The organism is Terriglobus albidus, assembly GCF_025685425.1.
GTDB classification, from domain to species: domain Bacteria; phylum Acidobacteriota; class Terriglobia; order Terriglobales; family Acidobacteriaceae; genus Terriglobus; species Terriglobus albidus.
This window is the reverse complement of record NZ_JAGTAS010000056.1, coordinates 259,220-276,438: the sequence shown is the minus strand read 5'-3', so window position 1 is coordinate 276,438 and position 17,219 is coordinate 259,220. Positions and strand designations below refer to the sequence as shown.

Below are 17,219 nucleotides of genomic sequence, written 5' to 3'. Positions count from 1 at the left end.
TCCTCGCAGGAATGTCAGCGATGAACAAAAATAATGCGAATTGCGCGATAAACGGCGCTAAATCTCTTCGATGCGGCGCTCTTCCCCGCGCAGGAAGGTAAGCTCCAGCCAGTCGATCTGCTCCTGCGACTCGAGGTACGCCTCGGTGCTGATCGCGTCCTCGTCCCGCAGGCGCTCCAGCTCCTGGCGTTGCGAGAGTACCGACTCCAGCCCGAGCTCCCGCAGCCTCTGTAACCCAACGGAGTCCTGCCGCTGCATACAGGTGTCCCGTACCAACCGAAGCCGGAATCGGATATTGTCTGCCTCGCAGCCGGTCTTATCCGAGAGCGCGTTGAGAGCCGCATCCGCGAGCTTCACTCTAATTGCTAAGGCCTCCGCCTCCTTGGCCTCTTTCGAACTGAGACACAGCACCTGGATCATCGGAGCGAGTGTCACTCCCTGCACTACCAGCGTCGTCAGCACAACCGAAAACGCCGCCAACACCACGGTATCGCGGTGCGGAAACCCCTGAGGCAGCGCGAGGGCCGTCGCCATCGTGACAAACCCTCTCATACCACACCAGCCAATGAAGAGACTCTCCCCCAAAGGCGACGGCTGGCATCTCTGCCCCATTCGCGCCTGAAGACAGCGGACGGCCCGAAAGGTGAGAACGATACATGGGCGGACAGCGATTACAACAGCAACAACAATACCCGCAAAGATAAGGGCGTTGTGAAGCTGCGACCTCTCCATTCGTCCAAGAATGACGCGCGCCTGCATACCCATCAACAAAAAGGCAAAGACATTCAGCGTGAAGACGACTGCACTCCAGACGGCATAGGACTGAATGCGCATGCGGGCATCGAGGGCGCCTGCATTTGGTTCGGTCCGATGCGCTGCGGTCATGGCAAAGGCAACGGTGGCAAGAACCGCCGAAAGTCCGAGATGCGAGGCGATGATCCAGATGGCATACGAGAAGACAAACTGAAGGAGGTTTCCTCCCAGCGTCCCCCGCACCAGCGGATTCACACGCATGATCAGATAGGCGCTCGCAACACCGAACAGAATTCCTCCGGGGGCGGCGAACACCAGGCGAGTCACACTTCCCGCATCCATGTGATGGTTCACGAAGGCAAGCCCGGCGCTGAAGAGCAGCAACGCCGTCGCATCGTTGAAGAGGCTCTCACCCTGCAGGATGCTATCGACCTCACGAGGAATCGAAAATCGCCTCAGCACAGCCGTAGCCGCGGCGGCATCGGGCGGCGCGACAATGGCGCCCATTACAAGAGCTGCGGAAAACGGCAAGCCAAGATACAACTTCCCGATCCACGCCACGACCAAGGCCGTAATCACAACCGCGACCACCGCATAGAAAAAGAGTGGAAGAAACAGGCGACGTGCAGCACCGAGAGGAAAATCAAAGGCTGCATCCACCAGGACAGGCGCGATCAGCAATGCGAGATAGGTCTCCGGCTCAATCTCGATCTTCGGAGAGCCTGGGAGTAGCGCAATAAGCACCCCCGCTGCCGCCAGCAAGGCGGGATAAGGCAGCGACAGCCGCCGTGCCAACTGCAGCAGCACAATAGCCGCAAACATCAGAAGAAGCAGGCTTTCAAAGAAGGTCATTCGACGTCACCAGAGCGTATCTTCTACAAAGGACGCTGCTCCCCACATACTACCGGCCACGTAGTGCTTCCATCGCAACGTAAAACTCACTGCAAACTTGCGACCGCCGGCATCCGGTCCGCCCGCTTTAGTGAACGGAGAGTAATTTTTCGCGCACGGTGTTCCCTTTCTCTGATATTTAGGCTAGCCTAAATATCAACTTAGGCCCACCTAAATGATCCGGCTCAGACTCACTTCCGCCCTGGCGCTCGCTCTTCTGTTCCTGCTCGACGCCTTTCTCTCTGCACAGAGCGGCATCTCTGCGGCTCTCTCAGGAGTGGTTACCGATGCCACCGGCGCCGCGCTTCCAGGGGCGAGGCTGACTCTCACCTTTGAGAGAAGCGGCGCGGAACGAAAGCAGGTTGCCGGCCCTGATGGTGGATTCGCGTTTCTTCAGCTCACCACCGGCGAGTACCGCCTGGGAGTTGAGGCCATTGGTTTTGGATCAGCGCAGCAGGCTGTTTCCTATCAGGGCGCCCCGATTCATCTGACCATTCCGCTTGGAGCCGCCGCCAGCGGCGAGGTCACGGTTGCAGCAACAGACATTGCCGAAGAGCCGGCAGCACCGGCGCATGTGTTCATCACGCCAGAGGAGATCGATCGCATGCCTTCACAGAGCGTGAGTGCTCCCTTCAGTTCCCTCATCACCATGACGACACCGGGAGTCTCGGCCGACTCCAACGGGTCCTTCCATCCCCTCGGCGATCATGCGGAAGCATCTTTCTTTGTCGATGGCCAGCCGATCACGGATCAGCAAAGCCGTACCTTTTCGACACAGGTGTCGCTCAACACACTGCAGTCGGTCGATGTGCGCGAAGGTGCTCCGGGTGCGGATGTGGGCGACAAAACCAGCATGATCATCGCGGCTCAGACGCGATCCGGACTGGATCAGCGCAAGCCTTCGGGAACGCTCCAGTTCAGCCGCGGCTCCTTCTCGACCAGCAATGCGAGCGCCAGCCTCGGATTTGGAACGCAACGTTTTGGCTCCTTCACCGCCGCGGATGCGGTGAACAGCGCACGTTTTCTCGACACGCCGGAAACTGTGAACCTGCATGCAAATGGCAACGCAGAAAACGCCTTCCAGCGATTTGATTATCGTCTGACGGATCGGACGATTCTCCAACTAAGTACCAGTCTGAGCCACTCATGGTTCCAGACTCCGAACACCTTTGACCAGCAGACGCTCGGACAAAATCAGCGGCAGACGATCGTAAGCTTCAACGTCGCTCCGCAACTGGTTCATACCTTCAACGATCACGCCTTCCACCGCATCAACTTCTGGGTGCGGCAGGATAAGGTTCGCTATCGCCCCTCCGGAGATATCTTCTCCGACTCTCCGGCATATCTGGCGCAGGCCCGCCGCCTGACCAATGCGGGAACACGCACGGAGTTCACCTATACCCACCGCCGGCATAATCTTGTTGCCGGAGGCGAATATAAGCACACGTTCCTGACGGAGCAGTTCGCGACAGGGCTGACCGACCCTACTTATAACAGTCCATGCCTGGGCGCGGATGGCTCGCCGTCCTCCGACACCACGGTGCACGATCCTTCGCAATGCGCCAAGGCCGGACTCACAGCCAACGCCGACTACCTCCCAGGCCTGCTCTCGGTCGATCTCACCCGCGGAGGCTCCATTTACTCGTTCCGCGGCAGAACCGACATTAAGCAGCTAGCCCTCTTCGGACAGGACTTCATTCGCTTAGGACAGCTTCAATTCAAGCTTGGCCTGCGCTACGACAAGTACAACGGCATGGTGAGCACGAACGGTATCCAGCCTCGCGTGGGAATAACCTACGGAGTCCAGCGCATCCGCACCACCTTCCGAGGAGACTATTCCCGCGTCTTCCTGACGCCGTACAACGAGAACCTCATCGTGGCCAGTTCCAATGGTCCGGGATCGCCATCAGCGACCCTCGGAGCCTCGGATTCGCACGTTCTCAGCACCGCAACCAGAAACCAGTTCAATATCGGCTTCACTACGGACCTGAAACGCGTCTCCTTCACCGGAGAGTATCTCTGGAAATTCACCTACGGCGCTTACGACTTCGATGTGCTCCTTAATAGCCCGCTGACCTTCCCCACGCAATTTGCAAAGTCCAAGATCGACGGTGGGCTGGTGCGGGTAACTCTTCGTCCCTATAGAGGATTCGCCGGCTTCGTCACCGTGAGCCATACGCGATCTCGCCTCTTTGGTCCGCAGTTGGGAGGCGTCAGCTTCAGTGCACCGTACAGCGACGTTGTGCGGCCAGACCACGACGAGGGCCTGGCAATGAATCTCAACGCGCGTTATCAGTTCGGCAGGCGCGGCCAGTGGATCAATGCATCCTACCGCTACGATGGAGGGCTGGTTTCGGTCGCCACACCTGACATTCCCACAGTGCTCAAACGCAGCGGAGATGAACAGCAACAGATGGGTCTTCACTGTGGCGGAGTCTTTGCAACAGTCTCCGCGCCAATTCGTTCCTGCGATAGAGCGATCCGTGCGACCCGCATTCGCATTCCACTTCCAGGCACGTATGACGCGGACCGCAATCCTTCCCGCATCGCCGTTCGCAATACCGTCGATCTCTCCATCGGCAAAGACGATCTGATCTCTCGCGAAAAACAGAGCGTGGGCATACGGCTCGATATCGTCAATTTGAACAATACCAGCGCTCTGTACAACTATCTCTCGACGTTTTCCGGAACACACTTCCTGACGCCCCGCGCCATGACAGTATCAATCCGGTATACGTTCTGAGCCCTGCTGCAGATTTTCTGATTGATATTCTTGCGCCTCCGGTATGCTCTTATACCGATATAAAACGAGCACCCGAGGGATCGATGAACCTTAACCATCTGAAGATGCTGCTGGTATTGGAGCAAGCCGGTTCCATCTCAGCGGCGGCGGAAGAGCTTGCGACTTCGCAGCCCCGCTTGACCCAGCAGCTTCAGCAGGTAGAGCGCGAGCTTGGAACTACACTCTTTCACCGGTCGCCTCGCGGCCTGGAGCTCTCTGAATCGGGCCGGGCTTTCCTGGTCTATGCCAAACGAATCAGTGCGATGTACGACGCCGGGCATGCCGCGGTTCGCCGCCTAGGCGAGGGCGCAGACAAGACGCTTCGCCTCGGAATCAGCATTACTGCTTCCGTGCAGCTATTGCCTCCGGATCTTCTTGCCTTTCATAAAGCGCATCCGGATGTACAGGTCAGCGTGACCCGGAGCTTATCCAAGCATCTTATCCGCGGGCTCGAGAATGAGCGATTTGATCTTTGTTTGGGACTCGAACTTCCTGACTCCCCGCTCTTTGTTCGGGAAGTTGTCTTCAGAACGCGCATGGTGGGCTTCTCTTCACGAGATCTGGCAATACCCGAGAATCTCACCCTGGAAGAGTTCTGCCGTCAACCGCTGGTCTTGCCTCCCCGTACCTGCGGAACGCGCACGCTGATCGACGATACATTGCGGCGATTGAAGGTGAAGGCCCAGGTCATCATGGAGATCGATGACATTGCCACCATCCTGAACGTGGTGCAGGCGGGCGTGGCCGCCGCCATTTTGCCCAGCACCGTGGGCTCGAAGATGCTGCAACTCTCAGAGTTGCGCGACTTCGAAGAAGACGCCAAGGGATACTTTCTCTATCCGCGCAGAACTACCCCAGAGGCCGAGACCTTTATCCGGATTGCTCGGGAGCATCTCCGCTCTCATCCGGAGCCCGCGATGGCGGAGATCTGATTTCTCCACCTTCCGCAGCCGTTTGGATGGCATCCGGCTTATATTGCTATATCGGCGAGTCCCGTCTATTGGATCTCACCGAAGTGGACTGCCTCCGGAGCGGAAGGCTGATCCAGAAACTGAAGAGTGGTCGAGGGGCCCAGGTTTGTGGGAGGATCCCACTCCCGCAACGCCCACACGACCTCCTTCTCCGGCGTAACCTCGATGGCCTGGATAGTATGCGGCCCAGCCGTCGCATAGTTCTTGCTCCATTCATTGACCCAGTTGTTGATGACGGTATTTCCGTTCGGCAATCGCCACGCCTGCTGCAGGCTGGTGAAGTGATACTCAGGCGCTTCCGCCGGAGTAAAGGACCACACGGTATCTCCGCGGCGGGTTACTTCCCGGACACCGACGCGGTCGGTGATCAGGACGTTGCCATTCTCCAGCGGCGAAACACCCCAGGGACTGGTGGCCGGAAACGACCAGAGTTCGTTGCCGCCCGCGTCGTACTCTACAACCTTATTCAGATCCATGTGAGCGACAAGCAGCGTTCCCTGGACCGTCAGCCGAGCATGCCGGAACTGGGTATGAACATGAACCGGATGTTTGACGGCGAGCGTGAGCTCTTTTTCAACCGCGCCGGTGTTGGTATTGACCACGCGCAGTAAAGCGGAGGGATCGCCGTTCTGGATGTAGAGCACATGAGACGCACCGATAGGAACCGCGGTATGAACTTCGTGGCCGGCGGGCGGATCATAACTCCACAGAATCTTCTTCTCAGGCGAGATGAGCTTAACGCCGTACTGATGAGCAATGAGAAGGTTGCCGCTTGAAAGCAAAACGGCGTCGCTGATCTCTCCCTTCCCTTGGGGGTCGTCGTAGTTCCAGTCGATTTTGCCGCGTCGGATGAGAAAGACCTTTCGGTCACGAGATTCGCCGGCATAGAGAAAATCGTGACCGGCAAGACCTTTCCCAGGAAGCGATATGGAAGAAGGCGCAGAAACTTGTGCCTGTGTTCCGTAAGCCCACAGGACAACGAAGATCATGCCGAGGGATCGGGATGGAAACATGTGTTCTCGCGGAAACGGATGAAATGGCGAACGTCAGCCATTCTCTGCTACGAAGACACATCCTTCAAGCACGAGAAAACTAATTCGCTCCTGTCCATTTCCGGACACAAGGATGCGTTTGCGGACACCACAGCATTGAAGGAGCACTCGCAACTTGTTGATATCGCTTGAGTTAATTTGGCACAAAAGGTGCTCCAGTATTTCTACGTATGGACATCCAAAGACCTGATATCAGGCTAAAAAAGCAGCGGCGGCAGTGGATCCTGGGTGGCGTTCTGGTCCTGGTGCTGTCGGTCGTGGGATGGGCTGTTTCCCGCCTGAAGCCTGCCGCGCCAACCGTTGACCGCGCGACCGTGTGGACGGACACCGTAAAGCAGGGACCGCTGCTCCGCCAGGTGCGCGGTCCGGGCACGCTGGTTCCACGTGAAGATCGAATTCGCCTGATCCCCTCCGAGACGGAAGCGACCGTTGTCCGCATCCGGGTTCTTCCCGGCGCGAAGGTCGAGCCGGACACGATCCTGATGGACCTGGTCGATCCAACCGTGCAGCAGGAGTTGCTGGATGCTGAACTGCAGTGGAAGGCGGCGCAGACCGACCTGATGAACGTAAAGGCGAAGCTCGACAGCGATCTCATGACACAGAAGGCTGCAGCCGCAACCGTCAGCGCCGACTACAAACAGGCGAAATTGCAGGCTCAGACAGACAAATCGCTCTTCGATCTGGGCGTAATCAGCGGTCTGACCTACAGCGCCTCCAAGGGCAAGGCCGATGAGCTTACGACGCGCGACGAGATTGAGAAGAAGCGGATCACCGTCAATGAGAAGGCGATCGAGACGCAGATTGCCGTCCAGCAGACCAAGGTGGATCAGGCGCGAGCGCTGCTTGCCCTGAAACAGCGGCAGCAGGATGCCCTCAGCGTCCGGGCCGGCATCAGCGGTGTCCTCGTCGACCTTCCCCACCAGGTGGGCGAACACGTGGCGCCGGGCACGACCCTCGCCAAAGTCGTCCAGCCTGACCAGCTGAAAGCCAGCCTGAAGATCGCTGAGACCCAGGCGCGCGATATCCAGATCGGCCAGCCCGCTGAGATCGACACCCATAACGGTGTCATCCCCGGCAAAGTAATGCGAATTGACCCAGCCGTAGTGAACGGAACCGTGACCGTTGACGTAGAACTAGCAGGCGCTCTTCCGCAGGGAGCGCGTCCGGACCTCAGCGTCGATGGCGAAATTGATCTAGACCGGCTGTCCAACGTACTGTTTGTGGGCCGTCCCGCATTCGGCAACGAGAACAGCACGATCAGTCTTTTCCGCCTGGGACCTGATGGAAAGACCGCAGTTCGGGTTCCGGTCAAGGTAGGCAAAGCATCGGTGAACGCAATCCAGGTCATAGAAGGATTGCAGGCCGGAGACACCGTGATCCTTTCGGACATGAGCCGATGGGAGAACACAGACAGAATTCGCCTGGAATAGGCAGCGAAGCGACAAGGAGAGATTAGATGGCAGAGACGATTATCGAGATCGAGCAGCTCACCAAGGTCTTCTATACCGACGAGATCGAGACGCATGCACTGTCCGGCGTCCACATGCAGATCCAGCGCGGCGAATACGTGGCCATGTCCGGTCCATCCGGCTGCGGCAAATCAACGCTGCTCTCAATCATCGGTCTTCTGGATACCCCGACGAGCGGACGCTACCAGTTGAATGGAAAGGAAGTCGCGAATCTCAACTTCTCCGACCGGTCACGCATCCGTAATCAGGAGATCGGGTTCATCTTCCAGAGCTTCAATCTGATCGGCGACCTAACTGTTGCCGAAAACGTAGAACTCCCACTCACCTACCGTAGCGGCATGCCGGTTGCAGAGCGCAAGAAGCGTGTGCAGGAATCGCTCGAACGTGTCAACATGGCGCACCGCATGCGGCACTATCCCGCGCAGCTCTCGGGCGGTCAGCAGCAGCGTGTTGCCGTCGCACGCGCTCTTGCCGGCTCACCCTCTATCCTTCTGGCCGACGAGCCTACCGGAAACCTTGACTCCAAAAATGGTGAAGCCGTCATGCAATTGCTGAAAGAGCTGCATGACGAAGGCGCCACCATCTGCATGGTGACGCACGATCCACGCTTTGCCGCACATGCCGAACGACAGATTCACCTCTTCGACGGCAAGGTCGTCGCGGAGGGTGAGCTGAGCCATCTGATGGCGGAGGTTTAATGCCATGCGTAATTTGTTGAAAGATGCAGGCGACTCACTGTATCTCACACCCTGGACAGCAGCGGCGCTTGTGTTGATCGGGCTGCTGTCCAGCCTTTCTATCCATGCAACCACCATTAGCAATACCGAGGCAGACCGGGTAAGCCTGGTCGTTACCTACGGCGAGGACACCGTGCTGCAGGCCGTGGCACACGACCGGAACAGCACGCAATCGTCCAAAGCTACGTTATCGCGCCTCTCCTTTGATGCAAGGCTGGGAAGCCTGTCTCTCCGGCTGAGCGTGCCATCTGCGCCGACGCTTCCTCTACTCAGGGAACTCCCCGGAGCGCCTGCCGGAAACCCTTGCCCCATGGCAAGAAGCGTTGCTTAAGACTGAACCCCTTGCATGCGGTACACATTGACCGGATTCTCAGCCGGTGAAGGAGAGGTGCACGATGAATCGACTGGTGCAGGACATCAAGTTCGCGCTGCGGCAGCTCAGAAAGTCGCCTGGATTCACCATCACCGCGATCGTGACCCTGGCTTTGGGCATCGGCGCCAATGCGGCGATCTTCACGCTGGTGCACGCCGTGCTGCTCAAGAATCTTCCCGTCTCCGACCCCAAACTTCTGGTGCGTGTCGGCGATACAGACGATTGCTGCGTTGAGGGCGGCGTTCCCGACCAACGCGACTATTCGATCTTCGCCTTTGAGCTTTATCAGCACCTGCGCGAAAACACACCCGAGTTTGAGAGCCTGGCAGCCATGCAGGCAGGCGTTGGCTATGCCGGCGTAACAGCGAGAAGCAACAAGCCTGGCGATCTTCCGCGTGCTGAGCGCGGCGAGGTAGTGACAGGCAACTACTTTCAGGTGCTGGGCCTGCAGCCCTATGCAGGACGACTCATCCTTCCCTCGGACGATGTGCAGGGAGCACCGATGGGTGTTGTCATGAGCTATCAGGCCTGGCAACGTGACTACGCCAGCGATCCTTCCGTTGTAGGAAGCACCTTCGTACTGAACACCTATCCGGTCACAATTCTCGGCATTACGCCTCCATCCTTCTATGGCGATCGCATGACTTCAGCACCGCCGGACTTCTACATCCCCATGGTGATGGAGCCGAACTTCGGCCCTGGGAACCCTACCAGTCTGCTGCACCGTAGAGATGCAAACTGGCTCTACCTTCTGGGGAAGATCAAGCCCGGGACGGATCTGAAACAGCTCGAGGCAAAGATGAGCGCCTCGCTTCGCAACTATCTCGCAACCTTGCCGCTCTATCAGCGCCAGGACCGGCAGGCGGATCTGGCGGGTGCGCATGTGGTTCTTACCCCAGGTGGCGCGGGTATCGAAAATATGCAGCAGGAGTACGGCGTCGGCCTGAAGATGCTGATCACGGTCTCGGCACTCGTGCTGCTGATCGCCTGCGCCAACATCGCCAACCTGATGCTGGTGCGCGGTATGGCGCGCAGAGCTGAAACCTCCATTCGCATGGCTCTGGGAGCGCAACGCGCAAGGCTTATCCGGCAGATGCTCACAGAAAGCGTCGTGCTCTCCTGTCTCGGCGGCCTTGCCGGGCTTCTCGTTGCCTATGCCGGAACCAAGGTTCTGTTGGCAATGGCGTTTCCCCATGCGCAGAGCCTTCCTATCGAGGCGACGCCCTCTCTGGTGGTACTTGGGTTCGCCTTCGCGCTTTCTCTTCTCACAGGCCTGATCTTCGGTGTAGCGCCCGCATGGGTCACGTCACACTCGCAGCCGGCCGATGCCCTGCGGGGGTCGAATCGCACTACATCAGACCGGTCGGGTTGGCTGCAGCGGTCATTGGTGATTCTGCAGGCTGCGCTCTCTCTGATTCTGCTGGTTGGTGCGGGGCTGATGGCGAAGAGCCTGAGCAAGCTGGAGAACCAGGACTTCGGTGTCGTCACCCAGAATCGCGTCGTGGTGCACTTCAGTCCTGAGAGCGCAGGCTACAAGCAGGAGCAGCTTCAAGGTCTCTACGACAAAATCATCAATGATCTGCATGCGCTACCCGGCGTAGACAAAGCAGCTCTGTCACTTTACACGCCGCTCGAAGGTAACAACTGGGGAGAGGGTGTATATATCCAGGGACGTCCTGAGCCTGGCGCTCAGGCAAAGAACGGCGCCTCATGGTTGCGCGTAGGACCGGAGTACTTCGATATCGTTGGTCATCGTGTGTTGCGTGGCCGCGGAATTACAGCGCAGGACACTGCGACTTCCCTCCCGGTCGTTGTCGTAAATGAAGCTTTCGTGAAGAAGTTTTTCTCGAATGGAGAGAACCCCCTCGGAGCACATTTCGGCATCTCCGGCATGGAGAGTGTGGGCGACTGGGAGATCGTCGGCGTTGTCTCCGACATCAAGTACAACGATCTGCGCCGGCCTACGAGAGCCATGTACTTCCGGCCGTTATTACAGGTGGCGCATACGAAGTCGCAGACCGATACCCGGTCTCTGTATGCCGGAGCCATCATGCTCACAACCAAGGGCCAGGTGGGTAACCTGGAATCACAGGTGCGCCGGACCCTGGCCAATATCAACCCGAATCTCACCGTGGTGGACTACAACACCTTCGAGGCGCAGGTCCGTGGCCAGTTTGACCAGGAGCGGATGATTGCCCGGCTCACGCTAATGTTCAGCCTGCTGGCGCTGATGCTTGCTGCGGTTGGACTCTATGGCGTTACCGCTTACTCCGTCGCGCGACGCACACCCGAGATCGGGGTACGCATGGCTCTGGGCGCGGGACGCGGCAACGTAGTTGCCATGGTAATGCGCGAGGCAATGCTTCAAGCCATCATCGGCCTGGCCATCGGCATTCCTGCCGCGTGGCTTTGCGTTCGTCTTGTGCAGTCGCAGCTTTACAACGTCGGCGGCCATGATGCCATGGTCATGACTGGCTCTGTCCTGGTGCTGACGATCGCAGCGCTGCTGGCAGGGTTGATTCCCGCCCAACGAGCCGCATCAACCGATCCCGTAAAAGCATTGCGAACAGAGTAGTAAAGCAACTGGAGACACAATGATTGACCTAAGGAATGTGGAGCGGAGTTACCGCGCAGGCGGTACCGAGACCTGGGTGCTGCGGCGAATCTCGCTAACCATCCAACCGTGGGAGTTTGTCACCATCATGGGCCCTTCGGGTGCGGGCAAGTCGTCATTGCTGAACGTACTCGCGATGCTCGATGACCAGTGGAAGGGTGAGTTCGACTTCGATGGCGTAGCCGTACACCGTTTGAATCGTAAACAGCGGGCCGACCTCGCCCGGCAGAAGATCGGTATGGTCTTCCAGAGCTATCACCTGCTGGATGACATGACGGTGGCCGAGAACATCGACCTTCCCTTGTCCTACAAAGACATCCCGCGCAGCGAGCGGCAAGCGATGGTGGCAGACACGCTTGACCGCTTTCAGATAGTCGCAAAAAAGGACCTCTACCCGCACCAACTCTCCGGCGGACAGCAGCAACTGGTAGGCATCGCCCGCGCCATGATTCATAAGCCGGCACTGCTGCTCGCCGACGAACCGACAGGCAATCTGCACTCAAAACAGGCACAAGAGATTATGGAGATGTTTCGGCAACTGAATCAGGAAGGCACGACGATCGTACAGGTCACACACTCTGAAACGAACGCCGCCTACGGCACACGCATTATCGAACTGCGCGACGGCTGGGTCCACTCCGACACCGCCGGCACGGCACAACCTCCGCTGCAGGAGGTACGTTCGTGATCGGAAGAAGACTGGGATCGGCCGCACTGCTGGCGGCGGTGAGTGTCACGGCAACAGCACAGAACGCAGCGCCAACATCACAGGCGCCGTCACCGGCGTTACGTCTGGATATTCCTCACTCCAGCAACCCGATCAATACCTATCGCGCGGTGAGCGTTCCCCCTCCGAACCTCTCCAATACGCCGCGCATCGATCAATTGATCCACAATGGCGTGCTGGAGCTCAGCCTGAAGGACGCGATCACACTCGCATTGGAGAACAACCTCGACCTGGCAATCGCGCGTTACAACCTGCCGATTGCCGAAGCTGACGTTCTCCGCACCCGCGCCGGCGGATCGTTCCGCGGCGTCAACACCGGCGTCGTACAGAACACACCGGGCGGAGGCGTTGGAGGTTTCGGTACAGGGGCAGCAGGAGCTGGCGCCGGTGGAACTTCGGGTGGCGCAGGCGGAGCGGGATCGGGCGCGTCCGGCCTGGTGCAGTCGACACTCGGTACCGGCACCAATGTGCCGTCGTTCGATCCCTCCCTTACCGGCACCGCCAATGTCGAACACTATACGCAGCCGCTGTCGAATATCTCTACCTATGGCGTGCAGGAACTGCAGCTGAACACGATAACGGGTAACATCGGCTACTCGCAGGCCTTCCCCACCGGCACGACGTTTTCGGCAGTCTTCAACAATGACCGCACCGCGACTAACAGCCCGCGCAGCTACCTCAATCCCACGCTGAATACCTACTATCGCGTCGCGCTGCAACAGCAGTTGCTGGCCGGCTTCGGCTTCGGGCCGAATCTCCGTTATCTGCGCATCGCGAAGAATAACCGGAAGATCTCCGATGAGGCTTTCAAGTTGCAGGTAGTCAGCACCATTACCCAGATTGCCAATATGTACTGGGACCTGGTTGCCGCTTATGAAGATGAACAGGTGAAGAGCAGCACCCTCGCATTCGCACAGCAGACGCTGGACAGTGCGCGCAAGGAGCTCGCTCTCCAGGCAATTCCCGCGATGGATGTGCTCAAGGACGAGGCTGAAGTCGCCAATCGGGAGCAGGACCTTACCGTGGCGAAGACAACCCTGCAGTTCCAGGAGCTGTTGATCAAGAATGCTCTGACAAAGAACCTCGATGACCCGACCCTGGAAGCGATGCCAGTGAAACCGACCGACTCCAGCTCAGTCGATAACGCGCCCGACGCCGCCTCCGCCGCAACCGCTGACAGCATTGCACTCGCGCTGAAAAACCGCATTGAACTGATTGAGTCGGATATCGACCTGCAAAACCGCGGCATCAGCCTTGGCGCAGCACGCAATGCTCTGCTTCCTACCATCTCGCTCACAGCGTTTTACGGTGGCAGCGGTTTGGCAGGTCCGCCGAATCCCTCCGCAGGTGTTGCGTCTACCCAACCCATGGACTGGCATGGAGCGGTAAATGGCGCCTTCAACAACTCCGCTCCGGATTACTATGTCGGTCTCAACGTCAATATCCCTATCCGCAACAGGGTTGCCAAGTCAGACCAATACCGCGCAGAGCTGGAAACGCGCCAGGCGGAGCTGCGCACTCAAGAGCTGAAAAAACAGATCCGCATCGAAGTGCGCAACGCGCAGTACACATTACAACAGAGCCGTGCCCGCGTGGAGTCCGCCCGCAAGGCGCGTGATCTCGCACAGCGTACCTTCGATATCACCGCCAAGGAGCAGGAGCTGGGCGCTGGCTCAAATCTGCAGACACTCACCGCTCGCCGCGACCTCTCCACGGCCGAGTCCACCCTGGTGGCCGCGATGACGGCCTACCAGAAGGCAAAGGTCGAGCTCGACCGGACCCTGGGTGTCACACTGGAATCGCACAACATTTCGATAGAATCAGCGAGAACCGGAACTATTCCGGGCGGACAGTAAATAGTTGGATTGATATATGGCAGAGGCAGTAATGGTTTCGGATGCGAAAGGATCGGATCGAAGGCAGGCCGGCAAACTACTTGTCGCCGACGATCAGCCGCATATTCTTGAGGCCATTCGCCTGCTTCTCAAACCCGAAGGCTACGATCTGGAGCTGGTTCGAACCCCGGCTCTGGCACTGGAAGCGATTGCGCATGAGGAGTTCGACGGCGTCCTCATCGACCTGAACTACGAGCGTGATACCACCTCCGGCCAGGAAGGACTGGAGCTGGTTGCCCGTATCAAAGAGATCGACGCACAGCTTCCAGTCATCGTCATGACGGCGTGGGGCAACATCGATCTTGCCGTCGAAGCGATGCGCCGGGGAGCCAGCGACTTCATCCAGAAGCCCTGGGAGAACGCCCGCCTGCTGAACGTTCTCCGCACGCAGACAGAGCTCTATCGCAGCCAGCGGCGCATGCAAAAGCTGGAGGCGGAAAACCGTCTCCTTCGTACTTCAGGTGCTCCGGACTTCATCGCTTCGGCGCCGGCCATGCGCGGTGTGGTCGAGATGATGGCACGCATAGGCCCTTCCGACGCCAATGTGCTGATTACCGGCGAACACGGCACCGGCAAGGAAGTTGTCGCCCAGACACTACATCGGCTCTCGAACCGCTCCGACCGCGCCATGGTTGCCGTCAATACCGGCGCTCTTCCCGAAGGTACCTTTGAGAGTGAGCTGTTCGGCCATGTGAAGGGCGCCTTTACCGATGCCCGTACCGACCGTATTGGTCGTTTTGAGCTTGCGAGCGGCGGAACGCTCTTCCTGGATGAGATTGCCAATATCCCTGTCCGCCAGCAGTCCAAGCTGCTGCGCGTACTCGAGACCGGAGAGATGGAGCGCGTTGGATCGTCGCGCACCCAGAAGGTGAATGTACGCATGCTGTCGGCGACCAATGCCGACCTGCGCGCCGAATGCGAGGCTGGCCGGTTCCGCGAAGATCTGCTCTTCCGGCTGAATACGGTCGAGATCTCTCTTCCGCCGCTGCGCGATCGACGTGAAGATATTCCCGCGCTGGCAGCACACTTCCTCGCAAAGTACGCCGCCCGCTACCGTCGTCAGCTTGAGGGCTTCGAAGCAAATGCCCTGCAACAGATGCTGCAATATGGCTGGCCGGGGAATGTCCGCGAACTCGACCATACGGTGGAACGTGCCGTGCTGATGGCGCGAGGAACCCGGATTGAAGCGTCAAACCTCGGTCTGCAGGCGCAGCATCGCAGCACTGCTTCACAGAGCCTTGACGAGATGAGTCTTGAAGCCGTTGAGGCTATTCTTATTCGGAAGGCGCTCGCCCGTGCAAACGGAAATGTGAGCCATGCAGCGGATGCCCTGGGCCTAAGCCGCGGAGCGCTCTATCGCCGTATCGAAAAGTATGGACTCTGACCACCAGCCCGCGAGCGGACCGACGATACAACGCATTCCGTTACAGCGTTCGGGAAGGCGGCTGAGTTTTGAGGCGCGTCTACGGATGCTCTTCTGGCTGTTCGGAACTCCCGGCATGGTCCTCTGCTGGTGGTTGTTATACGCCAATGCCGTCGATCCGATTGTGACAGGCATCCTGCTCGCCTTCTATCTGTTGCTCTGGGCCTTTCTCGCCTCGATCGCGATGGAGCAGATCACGCGTCCTCTGCAGACACTGACCAACGTCGTAGCGGCGCTGCGGGAAGACGATTATTCCTTCCGTGCACGAGGTGCGCGACGCGAAGATGCAATCGGCGATCTCGCCATCGAGATCAATGCCCTGGCCAATATGCTGCAGTCCCAACGGGCTGGTGCTCTGGAGGCGATTGCCCTTGTTGAGCGCGTCGTCGACTCCATGCAGTCGCCGGTCATGGCGTTCGACCCGGATGGGCGTTTGAAGCTGCTGAATACGGCGGCAGAGCATGTCTTTGGGCTGGAGATACGCACCGCGCTGGGACGCACCGCCCAGGAGCTGGGTCTGGAGCGTTTCTCCGGCGCTGCCGATGAAGATCTGCTCACGATGGATACCAGCGCTCAGCCCGGTCGATGGATGGTGAAGCGCACCGGCTTTCGTCTTCACGGCATTCCTCATCAATTGCTGGTGCTGGCCGATGTAAGTTCTGCGTTACGAGAAGAAGAACGATTGGCGTGGAAGCGGCTGATCCGCGTGCTTGGCCACGAGATCAATAATTCCCTCACGCCGATCAAGTCCATTGCCGCCAGTCTGCGCGGACAGTTGCGGCCAGGTATTAGCGCCGCGGATCTGGAAGACTTCGATCGCGGCCTCGAGGTTATCGAAGATCGTTCCGAATCACTCAATCGATTTCTGCAGGCCTACCGTCAGTTAATGGGCTTGCCTGCTCCACGTCTTGCTCCCGTGGAGATCAATAGTCTGCTCCAGAGAGTCGCCAAGCTGGAGACCCGGCTTCGCGTACGCGTGATCGATGGCGAAGAGTGTGTCATCCAGGCCGACGCCGATCAGTTGCAGCAGGCGCTCATCAATCTTGTGCGCAATGCAACCGAAGCTGCGTTAGGCCCGGAGGCCGAGAATGCAGCCACTGCGAGCGTATCCATCGCATGGCGCCGAGTTGACGATGAGGTCACCATCTCCATTCTCGACAATGGTCCAGGGTTGAGCAATGCGAGCAATCTCTTTGTGCCCTTTTACACGACGAAACCGACCGGAACAGGTATAGGACTGGTGCTCGCGCAGCAGATCGCCGAAGGGCACGCCGGAGCGGTGAGGTTGGCGAATCGTACGGATGGAGTGACAGGCTGCGTTGCCGAAGTGCGACTCCCGGCAGGAACCGCTGAACGGGCAGGTCTCCCCCAGATGGCTGCAAACAGCGCGAATAAGTTCTGATCGGGCTGTCCGGAACTGGACGTCCCATTTCACTTCCGGACATGACAGCAGGTGACTTCGCGATTGAAGTCTTTGATTTTTCGTGGTCGCCAACGATGATTCGCGTGGCCGTTCACATGCAGCAAACTCA

The 17,219-nt window shown here is 58.6% G+C and carries 12 protein-coding genes; 10 read left to right on the top strand and 2 right to left on the bottom strand.

Annotation, left to right across the window (positions count from 1 at the left end; all coding sequences use genetic code 11):
* Positions 1 to 57: 57 nt before the first annotated feature.
* Positions 58 to 1,605, bottom strand: coding sequence for a cation:proton antiporter (locus OHL21_RS15715; RefSeq protein WP_263418231.1), 1,548 nt, complete (start codon positions 1,603 to 1,605; stop codon positions 58 to 60).
* 214 nt (positions 1,606 to 1,819) lie between these two features.
* Here OHL21_RS15715 and OHL21_RS15710 point away from each other — a divergent pair, with 214 nt between their 5' ends.
* Positions 1,820 to 4,387: a TonB-dependent receptor gene (locus tag OHL21_RS15710; protein ID WP_263418230.1), complete on the top strand. Its 2,568-nt coding sequence runs from the start codon at positions 1,820 to 1,822 to the stop codon at positions 4,385 to 4,387.
* An 83-nt stretch (positions 4,388 to 4,470) separates the two neighbouring features.
* Positions 4,471 to 5,358, top strand: coding sequence for a LysR family transcriptional regulator (locus tag OHL21_RS15705; protein ID WP_263418229.1), 888 nt, complete (start codon positions 4,471 to 4,473; stop codon positions 5,356 to 5,358).
* Positions 5,359 to 5,423: 65 nt separating this feature from the next.
* Here the strand turns inward: OHL21_RS15705 and OHL21_RS15700 are convergent, their stop codons facing one another.
* Entirely contained in the window at positions 5,424 to 6,410 is a 987-nt protein-coding gene (locus OHL21_RS15700; RefSeq protein ID WP_263418228.1) for a beta-propeller domain-containing protein, read from the bottom strand.
* Positions 6,411 to 6,619: 209 nt separating this feature from the next.
* Here OHL21_RS15700 and OHL21_RS15695 point away from each other — a divergent pair, with 209 nt between their 5' ends.
* From OHL21_RS15695 to OHL21_RS15660, 8 genes are all read left to right on the top strand, one after another.
* Positions 6,620 to 7,879 carry an efflux RND transporter periplasmic adaptor subunit gene (locus tag OHL21_RS15695; RefSeq protein WP_263418227.1) on the top strand — a complete coding sequence of 420 codons (1,260 nt, stop codon included), beginning with the start codon at positions 6,620 to 6,622 and terminating at the stop codon, positions 7,877 to 7,879.
* A 26-nt stretch (positions 7,880 to 7,905) separates the two neighbouring features.
* Positions 7,906 to 8,616 (top strand): ABC transporter ATP-binding protein, encoded by a 711-nt coding sequence (locus OHL21_RS15690; RefSeq protein ID WP_263418226.1) that lies wholly within the window; start codon positions 7,906 to 7,908, stop codon positions 8,614 to 8,616.
* 4 nt (positions 8,617 to 8,620) lie between these two features.
* The gene (locus OHL21_RS15685; RefSeq protein WP_263418225.1) at positions 8,621 to 8,986 is read left to right on the top strand and encodes a hypothetical protein; all 366 of its coding nucleotides are present in this window, start codon (positions 8,621 to 8,623) and stop codon (positions 8,984 to 8,986) included.
* 64 nt (positions 8,987 to 9,050) lie between these two features.
* Positions 9,051 to 11,603: an ABC transporter permease gene (locus OHL21_RS15680; protein WP_263418224.1), complete on the top strand. Its 2,553-nt coding sequence runs from the start codon at positions 9,051 to 9,053 to the stop codon at positions 11,601 to 11,603.
* Positions 11,604 to 11,622: 19 nt separating this feature from the next.
* The gene (locus OHL21_RS15675; RefSeq protein WP_263418223.1) at positions 11,623 to 12,330 is read left to right on the top strand and encodes an ABC transporter ATP-binding protein; all 708 of its coding nucleotides are present in this window, start codon (positions 11,623 to 11,625) and stop codon (positions 12,328 to 12,330) included.
* Positions 12,327 to 14,225, top strand: a complete 1,899-nt coding sequence (locus OHL21_RS15670) for a TolC family protein (RefSeq protein ID WP_263418222.1) — start codon at positions 12,327 to 12,329, stop codon at positions 14,223 to 14,225. Before OHL21_RS15675 ends, OHL21_RS15670 begins: the two co-directional genes overlap by 4 nt.
* 16 nt (positions 14,226 to 14,241) lie before the next feature.
* Positions 14,242 to 15,648, top strand: coding sequence for a sigma-54-dependent transcriptional regulator (locus tag OHL21_RS15665; protein ID WP_263418221.1), 1,407 nt, complete (start codon positions 14,242 to 14,244; stop codon positions 15,646 to 15,648).
* Complete coding sequence (locus OHL21_RS15660; RefSeq protein WP_263418220.1) at positions 15,638 to 17,089, top strand: sensor histidine kinase; 1,452 nt, start codon at positions 15,638 to 15,640, stop codon at positions 17,087 to 17,089. Before OHL21_RS15665 ends, OHL21_RS15660 begins: the two co-directional genes overlap by 11 nt.
* Positions 17,090 to 17,219: the final 130 nt, after the last annotated feature.

Bases quoted from the DNA above. Each gene is read 5' to 3' on its own strand.
- OHL21_RS15715 (WP_263418231.1), bottom strand. From the start codon at position 1,605: ATGACCTTCTTTGAAAGCCTGCTTCTTCTGATGTTTGCGGCTATTGTG.
- OHL21_RS15710 (WP_263418230.1), top strand. From the start codon at position 1,820: ATGATCCGGCTCAGACTCACTTCCGCCCTGGCGCTCGCTCTTCTGTTC.
- OHL21_RS15705 (WP_263418229.1), top strand. From the start codon at position 4,471: ATGAACCTTAACCATCTGAAGATGCTGCTGGTATTGGAGCAAGCCGGT.
- OHL21_RS15700 (WP_263418228.1), bottom strand. From the start codon at position 6,410: ATGTTTCCATCCCGATCCCTCGGCATGATCTTCGTTGTCCTGTGGGCT.
- OHL21_RS15695 (WP_263418227.1), top strand. From the start codon at position 6,620: ATGGACATCCAAAGACCTGATATCAGGCTAAAAAAGCAGCGGCGGCAG.
- OHL21_RS15690 (WP_263418226.1), top strand. From the start codon at position 7,906: ATGGCAGAGACGATTATCGAGATCGAGCAGCTCACCAAGGTCTTCTAT.
- OHL21_RS15685 (WP_263418225.1), top strand. From the start codon at position 8,621: ATGCGTAATTTGTTGAAAGATGCAGGCGACTCACTGTATCTCACACCC.
- OHL21_RS15680 (WP_263418224.1), top strand. From the start codon at position 9,051: ATGAATCGACTGGTGCAGGACATCAAGTTCGCGCTGCGGCAGCTCAGA.
- OHL21_RS15675 (WP_263418223.1), top strand. From the start codon at position 11,623: ATGATTGACCTAAGGAATGTGGAGCGGAGTTACCGCGCAGGCGGTACC.
- OHL21_RS15665 (WP_263418221.1), top strand. From the start codon at position 14,242: ATGGCAGAGGCAGTAATGGTTTCGGATGCGAAAGGATCGGATCGAAGG.
- OHL21_RS15660 (WP_263418220.1), top strand. From the start codon at position 15,638: ATGGACTCTGACCACCAGCCCGCGAGCGGACCGACGATACAACGCATT.